14 protein-coding genes are annotated in these 18,604 nt (G+C 74.2%); 6 read left to right on the top strand and 8 right to left on the bottom strand.

Going from position 1 to position 18,604, the window contains the following annotated elements; genetic code table 11:
* Nucleotides 1-30 precede the first annotated feature (30 nt).
* On the top strand, nucleotides 31-1,287 hold the full coding sequence (locus ACFFKU_RS08840; RefSeq protein WP_380137260.1) for a methyl-accepting chemotaxis protein: 1,257 nt from the start codon (nucleotides 31-33) through the stop codon (nucleotides 1,285-1,287).
* A gap of 15 nt (nucleotides 1,288-1,302) precedes the next feature.
* On the opposite strand, the gene ACFFKU_RS08835 is transcribed toward ACFFKU_RS08840, so the two are convergent.
* Nucleotides 1,303-2,277, bottom strand: coding sequence for a 2-hydroxyacid dehydrogenase (locus tag ACFFKU_RS08835; RefSeq protein ID WP_380137259.1), 975 nt, complete (start codon nucleotides 2,275-2,277; stop codon nucleotides 1,303-1,305).
* A 120-nt stretch (nucleotides 2,278-2,397) separates the two neighbouring features.
* Between ACFFKU_RS08835 and ACFFKU_RS08830 the strand changes: the two genes are divergently transcribed.
* Nucleotides 2,398-3,615 carry a PQQ-dependent sugar dehydrogenase gene (locus ACFFKU_RS08830; protein ID WP_380137257.1) on the top strand — a complete coding sequence of 406 codons (1,218 nt, stop codon included), beginning with the start codon at nucleotides 2,398-2,400 and terminating at the stop codon, nucleotides 3,613-3,615.
* A gap of 9 nt (nucleotides 3,616-3,624) precedes the next feature.
* Here ACFFKU_RS08830 and ACFFKU_RS08825 read toward each other — a convergent pair whose 3' ends face one another.
* Nucleotides 3,625-5,391: a glycoside hydrolase family 15 protein gene (locus ACFFKU_RS08825; protein WP_380137255.1), complete on the bottom strand. Its 1,767-nt coding sequence runs from the start codon at nucleotides 5,389-5,391 to the stop codon at nucleotides 3,625-3,627.
* Between the two features lie 170 nt (nucleotides 5,392-5,561).
* On the opposite strand from ACFFKU_RS08825, the gene fgd reads away from it, so the two are divergent.
* Genes fgd through ACFFKU_RS08805 form a run of 4 tightly spaced genes read left to right on the top strand, consistent with a single transcriptional unit; the run spans nucleotide 5,562 to nucleotide 9,029 of the window.
* Nucleotides 5,562-6,578, top strand: coding sequence for a glucose-6-phosphate dehydrogenase (coenzyme-F420) (fgd, locus tag ACFFKU_RS08820; RefSeq protein WP_380137254.1), 1,017 nt, complete (start codon nucleotides 5,562-5,564; stop codon nucleotides 6,576-6,578).
* A 51-nt stretch (nucleotides 6,579-6,629) separates the two neighbouring features.
* A complete protein-coding gene (locus tag ACFFKU_RS08815) occupies nucleotides 6,630-7,190 on the top strand; it encodes a helix-turn-helix domain-containing protein (RefSeq protein WP_380137252.1) in 561 nt (186 codons plus the stop codon).
* Between the two features lie 10 nt (nucleotides 7,191-7,200).
* Nucleotides 7,201-8,499, top strand: coding sequence for an MFS transporter (locus tag ACFFKU_RS08810; protein WP_380137251.1), 1,299 nt, complete (start codon nucleotides 7,201-7,203; stop codon nucleotides 8,497-8,499).
* A complete protein-coding gene (locus ACFFKU_RS08805; protein WP_380137249.1) occupies nucleotides 8,496-9,029 on the top strand; it encodes an isochorismatase family protein in 534 nt (177 codons plus the stop codon). The genes ACFFKU_RS08810 and ACFFKU_RS08805 overlap by 4 nt, the downstream gene beginning before the upstream one ends.
* Nucleotides 9,030-9,044: 15 nt before the next feature.
* Here ACFFKU_RS08805 and gatB read toward each other — a convergent pair whose 3' ends face one another.
* From gatB to ACFFKU_RS08775, 6 genes are all read right to left on the bottom strand, one after another.
* A complete protein-coding gene (gene gatB / locus ACFFKU_RS08800; RefSeq protein ID WP_380137248.1) occupies nucleotides 9,045-10,577 on the bottom strand; it encodes an Asp-tRNA(Asn)/Glu-tRNA(Gln) amidotransferase subunit GatB in 1,533 nt (510 codons plus the stop codon).
* Nucleotides 10,574-12,133: an Asp-tRNA(Asn)/Glu-tRNA(Gln) amidotransferase subunit GatA gene (gene gatA / locus ACFFKU_RS08795; RefSeq protein WP_380137247.1), complete on the bottom strand. Its 1,560-nt coding sequence runs from the start codon at nucleotides 12,131-12,133 to the stop codon at nucleotides 10,574-10,576. The genes gatB and gatA overlap by 4 nt, the downstream gene beginning before the upstream one ends.
* Nucleotides 12,130-12,429 carry an Asp-tRNA(Asn)/Glu-tRNA(Gln) amidotransferase subunit GatC gene (gatC, locus tag ACFFKU_RS08790; protein WP_380137245.1) on the bottom strand — a complete coding sequence of 100 codons (300 nt, stop codon included), beginning with the start codon at nucleotides 12,427-12,429 and terminating at the stop codon, nucleotides 12,130-12,132. Before gatC ends, gatA begins: the two co-directional genes overlap by 4 nt.
* Before the next feature lie 116 nt (nucleotides 12,430-12,545).
* Complete coding sequence (locus ACFFKU_RS08785) at nucleotides 12,546-14,723, bottom strand: glutamine synthetase III family protein (protein ID WP_380137244.1); 2,178 nt, start codon at nucleotides 14,721-14,723, stop codon at nucleotides 12,546-12,548.
* A gap of 163 nt (nucleotides 14,724-14,886) precedes the next feature.
* Nucleotides 14,887-17,454 (bottom strand): leucine--tRNA ligase, encoded by a 2,568-nt coding sequence (gene leuS, locus ACFFKU_RS08780; protein WP_380137242.1) that lies wholly within the window; start codon nucleotides 17,452-17,454, stop codon nucleotides 14,887-14,889.
* Between the two features lie 128 nt (nucleotides 17,455-17,582).
* Nucleotides 17,583-18,524, bottom strand: a complete 942-nt coding sequence (locus ACFFKU_RS08775) for a GGDEF domain-containing protein (RefSeq protein ID WP_380137239.1) — start codon at nucleotides 18,522-18,524, stop codon at nucleotides 17,583-17,585.
* Nucleotides 18,525-18,604: the final 80 nt, after the last annotated feature.

Genomic DNA, 18,604 nt, shown 5'->3' with positions numbered 1-18,604 from the left:
CTGCGGGCCCCCCGTGCCGACAGGAGACGCATGGTCATCTCCGCGTCGTCCAGCCTCACCGACGGCTCCGTCACCGCGCGCCTGCTGCCGTGGGCCTGGGTCATGATCGCCGCCACGCTGGCGATCACGGGTGGCGTCGCGGCCGGGCAGCGGCTGCCGCTGCTCGTCGCCGCGGGCGTGGCGCTCGTGGTGGCGACGGTCCTGTTCCTGACCGGGGAACGGGTCACCCGCCCCTGGGCCAACCGGGTCGCCCCCTGGCCGCTGCTGGCCGTGCTGGCCGCCCTCGGCGTGCTGGCCCCCGCCGGGGAGCCGGTCTACGTCGCGCTGACCGTCGCCTCCGTCGTGCTGACCGCGTTCAACGGGCGCGTCCCGAGCCTGCTCGCGGCCGTCGCCGGATCGCTCGCCGTCCTGGCCTTCCCGCTGTACCGCGCCACCGACGCGCTCGCCGCGACCGGGCAGCTGCTCGCGCACGCCGGCGTCCTGCTGATGGCCGGCCTCGGGCTGCTCGCGGTCCGCGCCCGGGTCGACGCCGCCGTCGCGGCGGCCGTCCAGGTCGAGCAGGACGCCGCGCGCGCCCAGGCCGAGTCCGCCGCCGCCCGGCAGCGGGCCGACGCGGAGCGGGCCGTGGCCGCCTCGGCCGAGCTCGCCGAGCGGGTCCGGTTCCAGGAGCAGATCTCGCGGCAGTCGGAGTCCCTGGCCGAGGCCGCCGAGCAGGTCCGCCTCCAGTCGTCCTCGGTCGCCGCGGCCGTGGAGGAGATGTCGGCCGCGCTGGCCAACCTCACCCAGACCGCGCAGACCACCGAGCAGATCGCCGAGGGCGTGGCCGGCCGGGCGCGCGACGCCGCCGAGACCATGCTGTCGCTGCGGACGTCGAGCGGGCGCATCCACACCGCCAGCGACGTCATCCAGGGCATCGCCGAGCAGACGAACCTGCTCGCGCTCAACGCCACGATCGAGGCGGCCCGCGCCGGGGAGGCCGGGCGGGGTTTCGCGGTGGTCGCCGCCGAGGTCAAGGAACTGGCCCGGCAGTCCGGCGGGAACGCCGACTCGATCACCTCCTCGGTGAACGAGGTGCAGGGCCACGTGGCCCTCGCCGTCGAACGGGTCGCCGAGATCTCGACCAGCATGGTGGAACTGTCCGAGCACAACGGTCTGCTCTCGATCTCCATCGACCAGCAGGCCACCGCGCTGCGCGAGATCGCGGCCTCCGTGGCCGGGACCGCGACCGAGGTCGCCCTGATGGCCGACGGCATCGAGTCGTTGCGCCGCATCGCCCGCAACCGCTGACGGGCACGGCGGGGATCAGCCTGCGACGACGTTCTCCGGCGTCCCGCCCGCGGCCAGGGTCGCGAGCTGACGGCGCAGCAGACGGACGGCCCGCGGCCGGAACGCGGTGGAGTTGCCGCCCACGTGCGGGGTGATGAGCACCCCGGGCGTGCGCCACAGGGGGTGCGCGGGGGGCAGCGGCTCGGGGTCGGTGACGTCGAGGGCGGCCCGCAGGCGACCGGCGGCGGTCTCGGCCAGCAAGGCCCCGGTGTCCACGACCGGCCCCCGGGCGACGTTGACCAGCAGCGCCCCGTCGCGCATCGCCGCCAGGAACCCCGCGTCGACCAGGCCACGGGTCTGCTCCGACAACGGGCAGGCCAGGATCACGACGTCCTGCGCCGGCAGCAGCCTTGGCAGGTCCTCCGGTCCGTGGACGGTCACGCCGTCCTCGACGCGGGGGGTCGAGGCGAGCGCGGTCAGCTCGACCTCGAAGGGGCGCAACCGGGCCCCCACGGCCCGCCCCACCCCGCCCCAGCCCACGACCAGCACCGAGGAGTCGGCGAGCGCCGGGCGGCGGGCCGCGGCCCACTCCCCCGTCGCCATCCCCCGGGCGGCGTCGTCGATCCCGCGCCGGGAGGCGAGGACGAGGCCCAGGGCGAGCTCGGCGGTCGAGGCCTCGTGGACCCCGGCGGCGTTGCTGAGGGCGACCCCGGGGGGCAGCTGCTCGGGGACCCCGTCGTAGCCGTTGGTCAGGAGTTGCACGAGCCGCAGCTCGAGCCGTCCCGCGAGGCGTTCGGCGTAGGGCGGGCGACCCATGTAGGGCGGGACGACCACGTGCGGTTCGGGTCCCGTCCAGTCCGCGCCGAGGTCCCAGACGGAGAACTCGACGCCGGGCAGCGGACCGACGCCGGCGACCCACGCCGCGCTGGGCAGGGTCACCCGCAGCGTCGTCGCCCCGCGGGGCGTCGCGCCGGCGGGGGCAGGCGGGGTCTCGGGTCCGCGTGACGTCATGGTCGAGGAAGCTAGGGCATGTCCCGCCCCCCGACCCCTCCGGCCCACCCGCCGGTGACCGCGGCTTCGCCGGCGCGGGCGGGAATCGCGGGCCCGGGGACCTCGGGAGACGATGACCGCATGACGGACCGCTCCCGGCCCCGCCCCGCCCGCACCGCGGCCGCGCTCCCGGGCGCCGCCTGCGCCCTCGCGCTCGCGTTGTCCGCCTGCTCCCCGGCGGGCACCGGCTCACCGGCCCCGGTGCCGTCCTCGACGGCCTCGGGTCCGACGAGCAGTGCCGGGCCGGGGGCGGAGACGCCGACGTCCGGCCCCCGCGACCTCTCCCCGGCCGCGTTGCGCGACGGCGCCTTCGGCGTGCCGGGCGACCCGGTCGACGTCACCACCCAGCTCGACGTGCCCTGGGGCATGGCCCTGCTGCCCGACGGCAGCGCGCTCGTCACGTTGCGGGACGAGGCCCGGGTCGTGCAGGCCGGGCCCGGCCGGTTGCAGCAGGTGGCCGCCGACGGCGACGACGGCCGGGTCCAGGGCGTCGTGCCCGGTGGCGAGGGCGGGCTGCTGGGGGTGGCCGTGTCCCCCGGGTTCAGCGACGACGGGCACGTGTTCCTCTACTTCACCGCCCGTACGGACAACCGGGTGGTCCGCTACACGCTGACCGACGGGCGCCTGGGCGAGGCGACCCCGATCCTGACCGGCATCCCCAAGAACTCCACGCACAACGGGGGTCGGCTCGCGTTCGGTCCCGACGGCGACCTGTACGTCGCCACCGGGGACGCGCAGGACCGCCCGAGCGCGCAGGACCCGAACTCCCTGGGGGGCAAGATCCTGCGGGTCACCGCGACCGGGGAGATCCCGGCCGACAACCCGTTCCCGAACTCCCCCACCTACTCCCTCGGCCACCGGAACCCGCAGGGGCTGGGCTGGGACTCGACCGGTCGTCTGATCGCCGCCGAGTTCGGCCAGGACCGCTTCGACGAGCTGAACGTCATCCGGCCCGGCGGCAACTACGGCTGGCCGGAGGTGGAGGGGGCCGGGGACGGCGGCGGACGGTTCGTGGCCCCGGTCCAGACGTGGCCGACGTCGGAGGCGTCCCCCTCGGGGATCGCGGTGACCTCCGACGCCGTCTACGTGGCCGGTTTGCGCGGCGAGCGGTTGTGGCGGGTCCCGCTGACCCCCGAGGGACCGACGGGGTCTCCCGAGCCCTACCTCGAGGGAACCCTGGGTCGGCTCCGGACGGTCGAGCTCGGACCGGACGGCGACCTGTGGCTGCTCACGTCGAACACGTTCCGGGGCGAGCCCCGCGGGGGCGACGACCGGTTGGTGTCGGTCCCGCTGAACTGACCACCGGGGTCAGCCGGCGGCCCGGTCCAGCAGCACCGCCGAGGAGATCAGCCCGATGTGGCTGAAGGCCTGGGGGAAGTTGCCCAGGAACTCCCCGTTCTCCGGGTCGATCTCCTCCGAGAGCAGCCCGACGTGGTTCTGCCGCCGCAGCAGTTTCTCGAACAGGTCGCGGGCCTGCTCGACCCGTCCGGACTGCACCAGGTTGTCCACCCACCAGAACGAGCAGAGCAGGAACGCGCCCTCCTCCCCCTCCAGCCCGTCCGGGGAGTCGGTGTGCAGGTAGCGGTAGAGCAGGTCCTCGCCCGCTCGGAGCTTGTCGACGACGGCGGCGGTCGTCGCGACCATCCGCGGGTCGGCGGCGTCGACGACCCGGCGCAGCGGCAGGGCCAGCAGCGAGGCGTCGAGGGTGCCGGGTTGGTCAAGGTGCTCGGTGAAGCACCCGTCCTCCGCGCTCCAGGCCCGTTCCAGCAGTTCGGCGCGCAGTGCCTCGGCCGCTTCCTCCCACTCCAGGGCGGACTCCTCGCGACCGGTGGCGCGGGCGATGCGCGCGAAACGGTCGAGGGCGACCTGGCACATCGCCACGGAGTAGGTGAAGGGGCGTCCCGCGTCGCGGATCTCCCAGATCCCCTGGTCGGGGGTCTCGGCGTTCTCGCGGGCGAGGGTGGCCAGGTGCCGCAACCGGTCGAAACGCCGGTCGTCGACCTGCCCGCCCGCACGCACGAACTGCCAGGCGCAGTCGAGGATCTCGCCGTACACGTCGTGCTGCAGCTGCCCGGCCGCCCCGTTGCCCCAGCGGACGGGGCGGGAACCCCGGTAGCCCTCGTAGCGGTCGTCGTCCTGCTCCTCCCCCGGGATGTGCCCGTCGAGGGTGTAGAGCACGTCGGGGCGCCCGTCGTCGTGGGTGCAGGCGTCGAGCACCCAGTCGAGGAAACCATCGGACTCCTCGACCATGCCGACCCGGCGCATGGCGTAGACGGTGTAGGCCGCGTCGCGCACCCACGTGAAGCGGTAGTCCCAGTTCCGTTCCCCGCCGATGGCCTCGGGCAGCGAGCTGGTGACCGCGGCGACGACGGCGCCGGAGACGTGGTGGTCGCACACCTTGAGGGTGATCGCGCTGCGGCGGACCGCGTCCACGTAGGGCCCGGAGTAGGTGACGTGCTCCGCCCAGGACCGCCAGACCCGGATGGTCTCCTCGATCGCGGCGTCCACCTCCGCGGGGGTCCACACCTCGGGTTCCTCGGCCCAGGTCAGCGCCAACGTCCAGGTGTCTCCGGCGACGAGCTCGTGCGCCTCCGCACCCGGTCGCGAGGATCGCAGCCGGAGGGTCCGCCCACCCTCCCCGCCGGGCAGGGGGACCCGGGCGCCGTCGACCGCGGCACCGTCGAAACCCCGCAGGTCGCTGGCCACCCGCACCCGCCCCTCGACGACCCGCAACCGGCGGAGCAGGGTCTGCCGGGCGGCGCTGCGCTTCTCCTCGAACTCCCCCGCCACCGCCAGGACGTCGGTGACCTCGAGCACCCCGTCCGCGGTCCGCAGCTGCGTGACGACGACCGCGGTGTCCTCCACGTAGCGCTGGCTGGTCCCGGTCACCCCCTCGACGGGCAGGTCCCACCGACCCCCGCGGTCGGCGTCGAGCAGGGAGGCCAGCACCGCCGGGGAGTCGAACCGGGGCAGGCAGGCCCACCCGATGCGGGCGTCGAGCCCGACGAGCGCGGCCGTCTCCCCGTCGCCGACGACGGCGTGGTCGGCGATGGGCGGGTAACGGTCGTCGGGCACGGGGCGTCTCCTCGTTCGGCTCGGCGTCTCGTCCAGCTCGGCGTCTCGTCCGTGCGGCGTCGCTCGACCGTAGATCGTGACGCCCCCTGGCGCCCGGCGACGGGGCGCGTAGGGTCGCCGACGGGACCGGGAGCACACCACCGGGGCCAGGAGCGGACGGAGGAGCGGACATGGCGGTCGACCGGCACGCACGCCCGTTGCGGTTGGGGTACAAGGCGTCCGCGGAGCAGTTCGCCCCGGCGGCGCTGGCCGACTTCGCGGTGCAGGCCGAGGAGTCCGGGTTCGACTCGGTCTGGATCTCCGACCACTTCCAACCCTGGCGCCACGTCGACGGGCACGCCCCGTCCGCCCTGGTGTGGCTGCCGCACGTCGCCGCCCGCACGTCGCGGGTGCAGCTCGGCACGAGCGTGCTCACCCCCACGCTGCGCTACAACCCCGCGGTGATCGCCCAGGCCTTCGCCACCCTGGGCGCCCTGCACCCCGGTCGCGTCATCCTCGGCGTCGGGACCGGGGAGGCCCTGAACGAGCACGCGGTCGGGGTCGCCTTCCCGGAGGCGCGCGAACGCTTCGCCCGGTTGCGGGAGGCGGTGCGCCTCATCCGTCGCCTCTGGACCGAGGAGCGGGTGAGTTTCGAGGGCGAGTTCTACCGGCTCGAGAACGCGACCGTGTACGACCGCCCGGAGCAACCCGTCCCGATCTACGTCGCGGGCGGCGGCCCCGGGGTGACCAAGTACGCCGGACGGGCCGGCGACGGCTACATCTGCACGTCGGGCAAGGGGATGGACCTCTACTCCGAGACGCTGCTGCCCGCCCTGCGGGAGGGGTTGGAGCTGTCCGGCCGCGGTGAGGGTGACATCGACCGCACGATCGAGATCAAGGTCTCCTACGACACCGACCGGGACCGGGCGCTGGAGAACTGCCGGTTCTGGGCCCCGCTCTCGCTGACCCCCGAGCAGAAGGCGGGGGTCGAGGACCCGGTGGAGATGGCCCGGCTGGCCGACGAGCTGCCCATCGAGCAGGTGGCCCGCCGCTGGATCGTCGCCGACCATCCGGCCGAGGTCGCGAGCGCCGTGCAGGCCTACGTCGACGCCGGGTTCACCCACCTGGTCTTCCACGCCCCCGGGCCCGACCAGTCGCGGTTCCTGGAGCAGTTCAGCCGCGACGTCGTCCCCCTGCTGCGCGACTGACTCCCACAAGAGACCTTGTACAAGGTCTCTTGTGCATCTACGGTCGAGGGTGTGGAAGCCTCGACCCGCCTCACCGACCCCGCGGCCATGCGGGCCCTGGCCCACCCCACCCGGCTGCGGATCCTCGCGGAGCTGCGCAGCACGGGCCCCGCCACGGTCGGGCGGCTCTCCTCCGCGCTCGACGAGGCCCCGGGGTCCATCAGCTACCACCTGTCCCGGCTCGCCGGCATCGGCCTGGTCAGCCCCGACCCGACGCTCGCCCGCGACTCCCGGGAGCGGTGGTGGCGGGCCGAGCACGAGCTGACCTCGTTCCACCCCGTCGAGGACCGGGCCGACCCCGAGCGCGCCGCCGCCTCGATGGCCCTGCGCCGGGAGTTCGCCCGGCGCTGGGCCGAGCTGCACGAGCGCTACCTGGACCTGGAACCGTCCCTGGACGACGCCTGGGTGGCCGCCGCGAACGAGGGCGACCGCTCCTTGCACCTGAGCGTCGAGGAGCTCGCCGAGCTGGGCGCGGAGCTGGACGACCTCAGCGAGCGCTGGCAGGCCCGGTCCCGACGGGGCGAGGGCCGCGAGGCCGTCGTGCTGCTCACCGCGGCGTTCCGGCGACCGTGACGTCCTCGCCGTGACCGGCCGGGCGCGGCTGCGGTGGCTGCTGGCCGCGCACACCATCAGCTCCACGGGCAACGCCGCCACCGCGATCGCCCTGCCGCTCTACGTGCTGGCCACGACCGGGTCGGCCGTCCTGGTCGGCGTCGTCGCCACCGCGGCCGTCGTCCCGGTCGTCGTGGGCGGGCTGTTCGGCGGGGTGCTGGTCGACCGGTTCGGCTACCGCCGGACCAGCGTCGTCGCCGACGCGGTGGGGGCGGTGACGATCCTGGCCGTCCCCGTCCTGCACGTGACCACGGGCCTGCCGTTCTGGGCGCTGGTGCTCCTCGTCGTCGCCACCAACCTGCTCGACACCCCCGGGCAGGCCGCCCGCCACGCCCTGCTGCCCGAGCTCGCCCGCGAGGCCCGGGTCCCGCTGGAGTCGGCGACCGCCTCGATGGACGCCGCCGAACGGGCCTCCCGCCTGCTGGGCGCCCCCGCCGCCGGGGCCGCCGTCGCGGTGTTCGGCGCCCCGGCCGTGCTGGTGGCCGACGCGGTGACCTTCGTGGCGGCGGCCGCTCTCGTGGCCCTGGCCCTGCCCGCGTCGACCCGGGCGGCGCGAGCCCGTGCCGCGGGCGCCGCCGCCGCGGTGCGCTCCTACCTCGGGGAGCTGCGGGAGGGGCTCGGCTTCGTCCGGACCGACCGGCTGCTGCTCGCGGTCGTCGGGATGGTGACGGTCACCAACGCCCTCGACGCGGCCTGGTCCTCGGTCGTGCTCCCCGTCTACGCCACCGACCGTCTCGGCGGCGGGACCGCGTTCGGGCTGCTCGTGGGCGTGTTCGGGGCGGGCGCGGTCCTGGGGGCGCTGCTGTTCGCCCGGGTGGCCGGGCGGTTCTCGCGACGCGCCGTCTTCGCCGGGTGCTTCCTGGTGGCCGGCGCCCCCCGGCTCGTGGTCATGGCCGCCGATCCGGGCCTGACCGTGCTGCTGCTGACCCTGGGGCTGGCGGGGCTGGCCGCCGGGGCGATCAACCCCGTCCTGGGCGCGGCCCAGCTCGAGCGGGTGCCCGCCGACCTGCGGGCCCGGGTCGCCGGGGTGGTGGGTGCGGGGGCCTGGGCCGGGATGCCCGCGGGCACCCTCGTCGCCGGCGTGTGGCTGGAGCACGGGTCCATGACCGCGCTGCTGCTGGCCCTGGCCGGGGTCTACCTGGCGGTCACCCTGCTCCCGGTCCTCTCCCCCACCTGGCGCGAACTGGACCGCTTCCGCGACCCGGCCGGTGGCGGCACCCGGCGCGGGACGGACCTGACGACCGGCGGCCCTGGTAGAGAAGGGCGATGACCCGGACGTCAGGCACCGCCACCGCGCTCGTGCTCGTCGACGTGCAGCGCAACCTGGTCGAGGGGCCGCACGCGGTCCCCGCGGCCCCGGCCCTGCGCGTCGGCCTCGACACCCTCCTGCGCCGGGCCCGGGCGGCCGGAGCCGTCGTCGTCCACGTCCAGCACGAGGGCCCGCCGGGCTCACCCGACGAGCCCGGGACGCCCGGCTGGGAGCTGCACCACCCCCCCGCCCCGGGAGAGCTGCTGGTGCGCTGCGGGGTGCGCGACGCCTTCGAGGCCACCCCCGAGCTCGCCCGGTCGCTGACCGCCCGGGCGGTGGACCGGGTCGTGGTCGCCGGCGTGCAGTCGGAGCACTGCGTGGCGGCCACCTGCCGGGGCGCGCGCGCCCAGGGGTTCCGGGTCGAGCTCGCCGCCGGCCTGCACGCCACCTACGACTCGGCGACGTTCGCGGCCGAGATCGAGAGCGGGGTGGAGAAGGCCCTGGAGGCCGAGGGCGTCGTGCTCACCCCCGGCACCCGGGTCGTCTTCTAGGGTCGGTCCCGGCGCTCAGGACCCCACGCGCTCGACGACGAGCTCGCGGACGCGGGCCGCGTCGACCTTGCCCTGCATCTCCTTCATGACCGCCCCGATGAGGGCGCCGGCCGCCTGGGCCTTGCCCCCGCGGATCTTCTCGACCACCCCGGGGTTGGCGGCGATGGCGGCGTCGACGGCCGCGACCAGCGCGGTCTCGTCGGACACCACGGCCAGGCCGCGGGCGGCCACGACCTCGCTCGGAGACCCCTCGCCGGCGAGGACGCCGTCGAGCGCCTCACGGGCCAGACGGTCGGTCAGCGTCCCCGCCTCGACCAGGGCCTGCAGCTCCGAGACCTGCAGCGGGGTGATCGGCAGCGAGGCCGGGTCGGTGCCCTCGGCCTTGGCCCGCCGCGAGAGCTCGCCCGTCCACCACTTGCGCGCGCTCGCGGGCGAGGCCCCCGCCGCGACCGTCGCCTCGACCGGGTCGAGCAGGCCGGCGTTGAGGACGTCGCGCATCTCCAGCTCGGAGAAACCCCACTCGGTCGTCAACCGTCGACGCCGCTGGGCGGGCGGCTCGGGCAGCGTGGCCCGCAGCTCCTCGACCCAGGCCGGGTCCGGGACGATCGGGACGAGGTCGGGTTCGGGGAAGTAGCGGTAGTCCTCGGCGTCGGACTTCTCCCGACCGCTGGTGGTCAGGCCGGTGTCCTCGTGCCAGTGCCGGGTCTCCTGGACGACCTTGTGGCCGGCGTCGAGGAGCCCCGCGTGCCGGGAGACCTCGTAGCGGACCGCCCGCTCGACGGAGCGCAACGAGTTCACGTTCTTGGTCTCCGAGCGGGTACCCAGCGGGGAGTCCGGCGTCGGGCGCAGGGACAGGTTCACGTCGCAGCGCAGCGAACCCTGTTCCATCTTGACGTCGGAGACGTCCAGGGCCCGCAGCAGGTCGCGCAACGCGGCCACGTAGGCCCGGGCCACGTCGGGCGCCCGGTCACCGGTCCCCGTCAGCGGCTTGGTGACGATCTCGATGAGCGGGATGCCGGCCCGGTTGTAGTCCACCAGGGAGTACTCCGCGCCGTGGATGCGGCCCGTGGAACCCCCGACGTGCAACGACTTGCCGGTGTCCTCCTCCATGTGCGCCCGTTCGATCTGCACGCGGTAGGTGAACGCCTCGCGGGTCCCGTCCTCGCTCGCCGGCACCTCGACGTCCAGGTAGCCGTCGTAGGCGATCGGCTCGTCGTACTGCGAGGTCTGGAAGTTCTTCGGCATGTCCGGGTAGAAGTAATTCTTCCGGGCGAACCGGCAGCTGCGGGCGATCGAGCAGTTCAGCGCCAGGCCGATGCGGATGGCCGACTCCAGCGCAGCGGCGTTGAGCACCGGCAGCGCCCCGGGCAGCCCCAGGGAGACCGGGTCGACCTGGGTGTTGGGCTCGGCCCCGAACTCGGTCGGCGCCCCGGAGAACATCTTCGTCGCCGTCGAGAGCTCGACGTGCACCTCGAGCCCGAGCACCGGGTCGAACCGGGCGACGGCCTCGTCGTAGGGGACCAGTTCCGTGGTCAGCTCCGCGCTCACGCCGTGGCCGCCTCTCGTGCGCCGTCCGTTCGGTCCTGCACCGGCAGGGCCGGGACGGAGTCCAGGAAGGCCCCGCCCCACCGCTCGACCAACCGCGTCTCGACCGCGGCCCCGACCCGGTAGAGCCGGTCGTCGGCCTGCTGCGGGGCGAGGATCTGCAGACCGACGGGGAGGCCGTCGGACAGCCCGCAGGGCAACGACATCCCGGGCAGCCCGGCGAGGTTCGCCGGGATCGTCGCGACGTCCCCGGCGTACATCGCGAGGGGGTCGTCGAGCTTCTCGCCGAGGCGGTAGGCGACGGTCGGCGCGGTCGGCGAGACCAGGACGTCGACCTGCCCGAACGCCGCGGCGAAGTCGCGCTGGACCAGGGTGCGGACCTTCTGGGCGCTGCCGTAGTAGGCGTCGTAGTAGCCGGCCGAGAGCGCGTAGGTGCCGAGGATGATCCGGCGCTTGGCCTCGTCGCCGAACCCGGCGGCGCGGGTCGCCCGCATGACCTGCTCGGCCGTGACCCCGTCGCCCTCGGGCACGACCCGCAGGCCGTAGCGCATGCCGTCGAACTTGGCCAGGTTGCTGGAGCACTCCGAGGGCAGGATCAGGTAGTACGCCGCCAGCGCGTGCACGATGTTCGGCAGCGACACCTCCACGACCTCGGCGCCCGCCTCGCGCAGGATCGCGACGGACTCCTCGAACCGCTGCAGCACACCGGCCTCGTAACCCTCACCGGAGAGTTCGCGGACGATCCCGACCCGGACCCCGGTCAGGTCACCGGTGGCCCCGGCCCGGGCCGCGGCGACCACGTCGGGCGCGGGGGCGGGGATGGAGGTCGAGTCGAGCGGGTCGTGCCCGCCGATGACCGCGTGCAGCAGCGCGGTGTCGAGCACCGTGCGCGCGCAGGGGCCGGCCTGGTCCAGCGAACTGGCCAGGGCCACCAGGCCGTAGCGGGAGACCCCGCCGTAGGTGGGTTTCACCCCGACGGTGCCCGTGAGCGCCGCGGGCTGCCGGATCGAACCCCCGGTGTCGGACCCGACGGTCAGCGGGGCCTCGAAGGCGGCCAGGGCCGCGGCCGACCCCCCGCCGGAACCCCCAGGGATGCGCTCGGCGTCCCAGGGGTTGCGGGTCGGGCCGAAGGCGGAGTGCTCGGTGGTGGACCCCATGGCGAACTCGTCCATGTTGGTCTTGCCCAGGACGACGAGACCCGCCTCGTGCAGCCGGCGGACGACCGTGGCGTCGTAGGGCGGCACCCAGCCCTCGAGCATCCGCGACCCGCAGGTGGTCGGCTGCCCGATCGTGGTCAGGACGTCCTTGACCCCGATCGGCACCCCGGCCAGCGGCCCGAGCTCCTCGCCCCGGCCGCGGGCGGCGTCGATCTCGGCGGCGCGGGCGAGGGCGGAGTCCGCGGCGACGTGGAGGAACGCGTGCACCCCGCCGTCGGCGTCCCCGTCGACGGCGGCGATGCGGTCCAGGTGGGCCCGGGTGACCTCCACGCTGGAGACCTCCCCGGCGCCCAGCGCGGCGGCCAGGTCGGCGGCGTCGCGCCGGATCAGGTCGGCGCTCATGCGTCCTCCTCCAGGATCTGCGGGACGCGGAACCGGCCGTCCTCGGCCGCGGGGGCGCCGGCGAGCGCCTCCTCGGCGGTCAGGCCGGGCGTCACGACGTCCGGGCGGGTCACGTTGGTCAGCGGCACCGGGTGCGAGGTCGCCGGGACGTCGTCGGTGACGACGGAGGCGACCTGGGCGACCGCGTCGAGGACCGCGTCGAGCTGGCCGGCCATCCGGTCCAGCTCCTCGTCGGTCATGTCGATGCGGGCCAGGCGCGCGAGGTGCTCGACCTCGGAGCGGGAGATGGCGGACACGTCGACGGAGTCTACTGTCCGGCTCCGACGCGACCCGGGCCCCACGCACCGCACCCTCCCGGTGGCGCCGGGAGGGTGCGGGTCGGACGGGCGGAACGGGTCGGACGGGGCCGCCCTCAGCGGATGAAGAGCATCTCCTGGTAGGTCGCCAGCGGCCAGAGGTCGTCGGCGACGAGGGTCTCCAGCTCGTCGGCGGCGGTCCGGACCACGTCCATGGCCGGCAGCAGCACGTCGCGGGCGTAGAACGCCGCGGCCTCGGGCTCGTGCGGGGCGTCCTCGAACACGGCCTTCTTCAACGCCGTGATGCCCGCCCGCAGCGCCGCGATCGGCGCCGAGACGGTCTGCAGCAGAGCGGTGTCCGCCTCCATCCCGGCCTCGCGCAGGGCGACCACGTTCTGCGCCAGCAGGGTCTGGTACCGGATGGCGGCGGGCAGGATGCTCGTCTTGGCGATCTCGATGGTCAACCGCGCCTCGACGGCGACGCTGAGCTCGTACTGCTCCACGGCGATGTCGTAGCGGGAGTGCAGCTCGCGCTCGGAGAAGATGCCGTAGCGGCTGAACAGTTCCACGGCCTCCGGGCTGACGACCTCGGGCAGGGCGTCCATCGTGGTGCGCAGGTTCTTCAGCCCGCGGGCCTCCGCCTCGACCTGCCACTGCTCGGAGTAACCGTCGCCGTTGAAGACGACCGCGCCGTGGTCGGTGATGATCTGCTCGAGCACCTTCTGCACGGCGTGGTTGAAGTCCTCGCCGGCCTCGACCCGGTTCTCCAGCTCGGTCGCGATGTGGTCCAGCGCCTCGGTGACGATGGTGTTGATCGTGTACACCGGGGACGCGATGGACTGCATCGACCCCGGGGCCCGGAACTCGAACCGGTTGCCGGTGAAGGCGAACGGGCTGGTGCGGTTGCGGTCGCCCGGGTCGGTCGGCAGCACGGGGAGGGTGTCGACGCCGATGGTCATCGTCCCCTTCTCCTTCGACGAGGTCGCCCCGCCCTTGGCGACCTGGTCGAACACGTCGGCCAGCTGGTCGCCGAGGAAGATGGAGATGATCGCCGGCGGGGCCTCGTTCGCGCCGAGCCGGTGGTCGTTGGTCGCCGAGGCCACGGAGGCGCGCAGGAGCCCGCCGTACTTGTGCACGGCGCGGATGACCGCGGCGCAGAACACCAGGAACTGCGCGTTCTCGTGCGGGGTGTCCCCGGGCAGCAGCAGGTTCCCGACGGTGGAGGAACCGAAGGAGAAGTTCACGTGCTTGCCCGAACCGTTGACGCCGACGAACGGCTTCTCGTGGAAGAGCAGTTCCAGGCCGTGCTCGCGGGCGACCTTCTTCATGGTCACCATGAGGAGCTGCTGGTGGTCGGCGGCGAGGTTGGACGCCTCGAACATCGGCGCGATCTCGAACTGGCCGGGGGCCACCTCGTTGTGCCGCGTCTTGGCCGGGATGCCGAGCTTGAACAGCTCGCGCTCGGCGTGCAGCATGAACGCGAGGACCCGGTCGGGGACGGCGCCGAAGTAGTGGTCGTCGAACTCCTGGCCCTTGGGCGGCTTGGCCCCGAAGAGGGTGCGCCCGGCGTTCAGCAGGTCCGGGCGGGACAGGAAGAAGTGCCGGTCGAGGAGGAAGTACTCCTGCTCAGGGCCCGCGTAGGACACGATCGTGCCCGGCTCGTCGTGGCCGAAGAGCTTGAGCACGCGGGCCGCCTGCCTGGCCATCGCGGCCTGGGAGCGCAGCAGCGGCGTCTTGTGGTCGAGCGCGTCGCCGGTCATGGAGACGAACACGGTGGGGATGCACAGGGTCATCCCGTTCTGGTTCTCCAGCACGTAGGCCGGGCTGGTGACGTCCCAACCGGTGTACCCGCGCGCCTCGAAGGTCGAGCGGAGACCGCCGTTGGGGAAGCTGGAGGCGTCGGGTTCGCCCTGCACGAGGGTCTTCCCGGCGAACTCGGCGATGGAGCCGCCCTCGCCGTCGGGCTCGAAGAAGCTGTCGTGCTTCTCGGCCGTGGAGTGGGTCAGCGGGTAGAACACGTGGGCGTAGTGCGTCGCGCCCATCTCCAGGGCCCAGTCCTTCATCGCCGAGGCGACCGCGTCGGCGACGGCCGGGTCCAGCGGCATCTGCTTCTCGATGGTCGCCATGACCGAGCGGAAGACGGCCTTGGGCAGCCGCTTCTGCATGACGGCCTTGGTGAAGACGTTGCGCCCGAAGACCTCCCCGGGGGCCTCGGCGGCCGTCCAGGTCGGCGAGGGGGCCTGGTAGGCGATGACGGCGTTGATCGCGTCGAGGCGGGCGGCACTACCGCTCATGAGGGGCTCCTGGGCACTGGGGACGTCCGGCGGGACGGACCCTAGAACCCCCGAGCACCTCCGATGTTTCGTCGTCGTGACGGGCGTGTGGCCGGTTGCTGTGCGGCCCCCGAGCAGCCCCGTGCGGCCCCGGAACGGGGCCGCACGGGGACCGGGCGACCGGTCAGGCGGGGACGATGTTGACCAGGCGCGGGGCGCGCACGACGACCGTGCGCAGCTCGCGCCCGGCGAGCGCCGCCCGGACCTTCTCGCTGGCCAGGGCCAACGCCCGCAGGTCGTCCTCGGCGACGTCGGGTGCCACCTCGAGGCGGTCGCGCACCTTCCCCTGCACCTGCACCACGCAGGTCACGGACTCCTGCACGAGCAGCGACTCCTCGACCGCGGGCCAGCCGGCCCGGGCGACGGAGGGCTGGTGACCGAGGTGGGCCCACATGTCCTCGGCGGTGTAGGGCGCGAACAGGCTGAGCAGCACCGCGACGGCCTCGACGGCCTCGCGCACCGCGGGGTCGGCCGGGCCGACGCTCGGGGAGTCGATCGCCTTGCGGGTCGCGTTGACCAGTTCCATGACCCGGGCCACGACGACGTTGAACCGGAACGACTCGACCAGCTGGGCGGCCTCGTGGACCGTCCGGTGGGTCACCCGGCGCAGGGCCTGGTCCCCCGTCGCGGGGTCCGCCCCCGCCGCGCTGGTCACGTCCCGGGCCAGGCGCCAGGCGCGGGCCAGGAACTTGGCCGACCCGGCCGGGGAGACGTCGGCCCAGTCGATGTCCTCCTCCGGGGGACCGGCGAAGGCCATCGTCAGCCGCACCGCGTCGACGCCGTGCTCGTCGAGCTGCTCGGAGAGGCGGACGAGGTTGCCCTTGGACTTGCTCATGGCCGAGCCGTCCATGAGGACCATGCCCTGGTTCAGCAGCCGCGTGAACGGCTCCTGGAAGGTCAGGTACCCCATGTCGAAGAGCACCTTGGTGATGAACCGGGCGTAGAGCAGGTGCAGGATCGCGTGGGTCACCCCGCCGACGTACTGGTCGACCGGGCCCCACCGGCCGATGAGCTCGGGGTCGAAGGCCTGGGTGTCGTCGTTCGGGGAGACGAACCGCAGGAAGTACCAGGACGAGTCCACGAAGGTGTCCATGGTGTCGGCGTCGCGCCGGGCCGGGGACCCGTCCAGCGGGCTGGGCACGTTCACCCAGTCCTCGGCCGCCCCCAGCGGCGAGGTGCCCTTCGGGGTGAGGTTCAGGCCCGCACTGTCGGGCAGCCGCACGGGCAGCTCCGACTCCGGCACCGGGACCTCGCCGGTGGCCGTGTGCACGATCGGGATCGGGGTGCCCCAGTAGCGCTGCCGGGAGATCAGCCAGTCGCGCAACCGGTAGTTCTTGGCCGCCCGGCCCCGCCCCTCGGCGGCGAGCAGCTCGGTCTGGCGGGCGATGGCCGCCGCCTTGTCCAGCCCGTCCAGCGGGCCGGAGTTGACCAGGGAACCCTCCCCCGCGGTGGCGACGCCCGACACGGCCGGATCCGGCAGGGGCGCACCGTCGGCGTCGCGCACGTCGACGACGACGCGGACCGGCAGGTCGAAACGACGGGCGAAGTCGAGGTCGCGCTGGTCGTGGGCGGGCACGGCCATGATGGCGCCCGTGCCGTAGTCGGCCAGGACGTAGTCGGCGGCCCACACCGGCAGCCGCTCGCCGTTGACCGGGTTCAGCGCGTACCGCTGCAGGAACACCCCGGTCTTCTCCCGGTCGGCGGAGAGCCGGTCGATCTCGGTCGAGGCCTGGACCTGGGTCAGGTAGGCGGAGAACTGCTCCTGCACCTCGGCGGGCGCGTCGGCGACCAGTTCCGCGGCCAGGTCGGAGTCGGCCGCGACCACCATGAACGTCGCCCCGTGCAGCGTGTCCGGGCGGGTCGTGTACACCGTCACCGGCTCGTCGCGACCCTCGATCGTGAAGTCGACCTCGGCCCCGTAGGACCGCCCGATCCAGTTGCGCTGCATGGAGATGACCTTGGAGGGCCACTGCCCCTCGAGGGTGTCGAGGTCGTCCAGCAGGCGGTCGGCGTACTCGGTGATCCGGAAGTACCACTGGGTGAGCTTCTTCTTGACGACCAGGGCGCCGGACCGTTCGGACGTGCCGTCGGGCAGCACCTGCTCGTTGGCCAGCACGGTCTGGTCGACCGGGTCCCAGTTGACGTAGGAGTCCTTGCGGTAGGCCAGGCCGCGCTCGTACATCTTGAGGAACAGCCACTGGTTCCACCGGTAGTACTCCGGGTCGCAGGTGTGCAGGACCCGGTCCCAGTCGAAGGAGCACGCGTAGCGACGCATCGACGCCCGCTGCTGGGCGATGTTGTCGTAGGTCCAGCCCCGGGGGTCCAGCCCCCGCTTGATCGCCGCGTTCTCGGCCGGCAGGCCGAACGCGTCCCACCCGATGGGGTGCAGGACGTCGTAGCCCCGCTGACCCCAGTACCGGGCGATGACGTCACCGAGCGCGTAGGCCTCGCCGTGACCCATGTGGAGGTCCCCGGAGGGGTAGGGGAACATGTCGAGCACGTACTTCTTCGGGCGCCCCGAACCCTCGGAACCGTCGGCCGGGTCGTCGGAGGCGCGGAACGGCTTGAGCTCGTCCCAGACCGGCAACCACCTGTCCTGCAGCGCGTGCGCGTCGTAGCGCTCGCCCTGCTCCTCCCGCGACCCGTGCTCCTCGCGCGCCGCCTGACCGGGGTGGTCGGTGCCCGTGCTCATCTCGTCGTCCTCCGCTCGCGAACCGGCCGGAGACCGCCGACCCCCGACACGGCAAGACCCCTCACTCAGGAGGGGTCTTCCCACGAGGGCGGCGGCGTCCGCACCCGGTCGAGCTTAGGGCATCGGCCTCAGGCGCCGGCCCGACCGCCCGCCTCGGGACGACCCGTACCGGGCAGCGGACCGGACTCCTCGGCGGCGTCCCCGCGGCGCCGGCCCGCGGCCGAGGTCCCGGCCCCCGGTTCGGCCCGCAGCGCGCGCCGCCGCTGCAGGGCCAGCTCGGCGCCGGCGACCAGCTCGGCGACCCCGCCCTCGTCCCACGGCGCGAGCATCGAGGTGCCGACCTCGACGGTGGGGCGCAGCTGACGCACGCCGCCCTCGACCGCGGTGGTGCTGCGCTGGGACAGCCGGTGCTGGGCCAGTCCCACCCGCACCCGCCGTTCCAGCTCCTGGGCGTGCAGCCCGGAACCGGGGCCGAGGACGAGGTAGTGGTCCCCGCCGTCGCGCGCCAGGACGTCGGAGCTGCGGGTGGCCCGGCGCAGGACCTCGGCCGTGGCGACCCGGTCGGCCCGGCGCTGCTCCGGCGTCGGCACCGGGACGGTCGGGTCGGCGGGGGTGCCGGCCCCGATCTCCACGACGCAGGCGTGCACCGCACCCCCGGAACGCCGGGCGGCCTCGAGGACCTGGGTGCCGATGAGGTCGAGGCCGGCCCGGTTGAGCAGGTCGGTCTCGTCGTCGTGGACGCTCTGCCCGCGCGCCGCGGCCAGGGTCGCGAAGAGCTCCCCGCAGAGCTCCTCCGAGGAGCGCAGGGACCGCCGGGCGCCGCCCAGCAGCCCCAGGGTCACCGTCAGCGCCCCGAGCGCGAGGAAGGCGACGGCCAGCAGCACCGCGGGCACCAGGGCCCGCGGTCCACCGGCCAGGACCGCGGAGAGGAGGACGGCCACGGTCAGGACGACCGCGGCCCCGACCCCCGCCAGCCACGGCCAGTACTGCTGACCGCGGGTGCGCGGGGCGGCGTGCGCCCCCCGACCACGGGTCTCACCGACGGGAGGGTGATGTGCTGGAGTGTTCACGCAGCGGTGATCGACCCCGCCGGCACCGGCCTGGATGCGGCCAACGGGTGAGGCGGGCGGGATTCACCCGTTGGCCGGAT

This window comes from Kineococcus gynurae (assembly GCF_042433995.1).
GTDB lineage: Bacteria > Actinomycetota > Actinomycetes > Actinomycetales > Kineococcaceae > Kineococcus > Kineococcus gynurae.
Note: the sequence above shows the minus strand (reverse complement) of the source record. Positions and strands in the feature narration are given on the sequence as shown.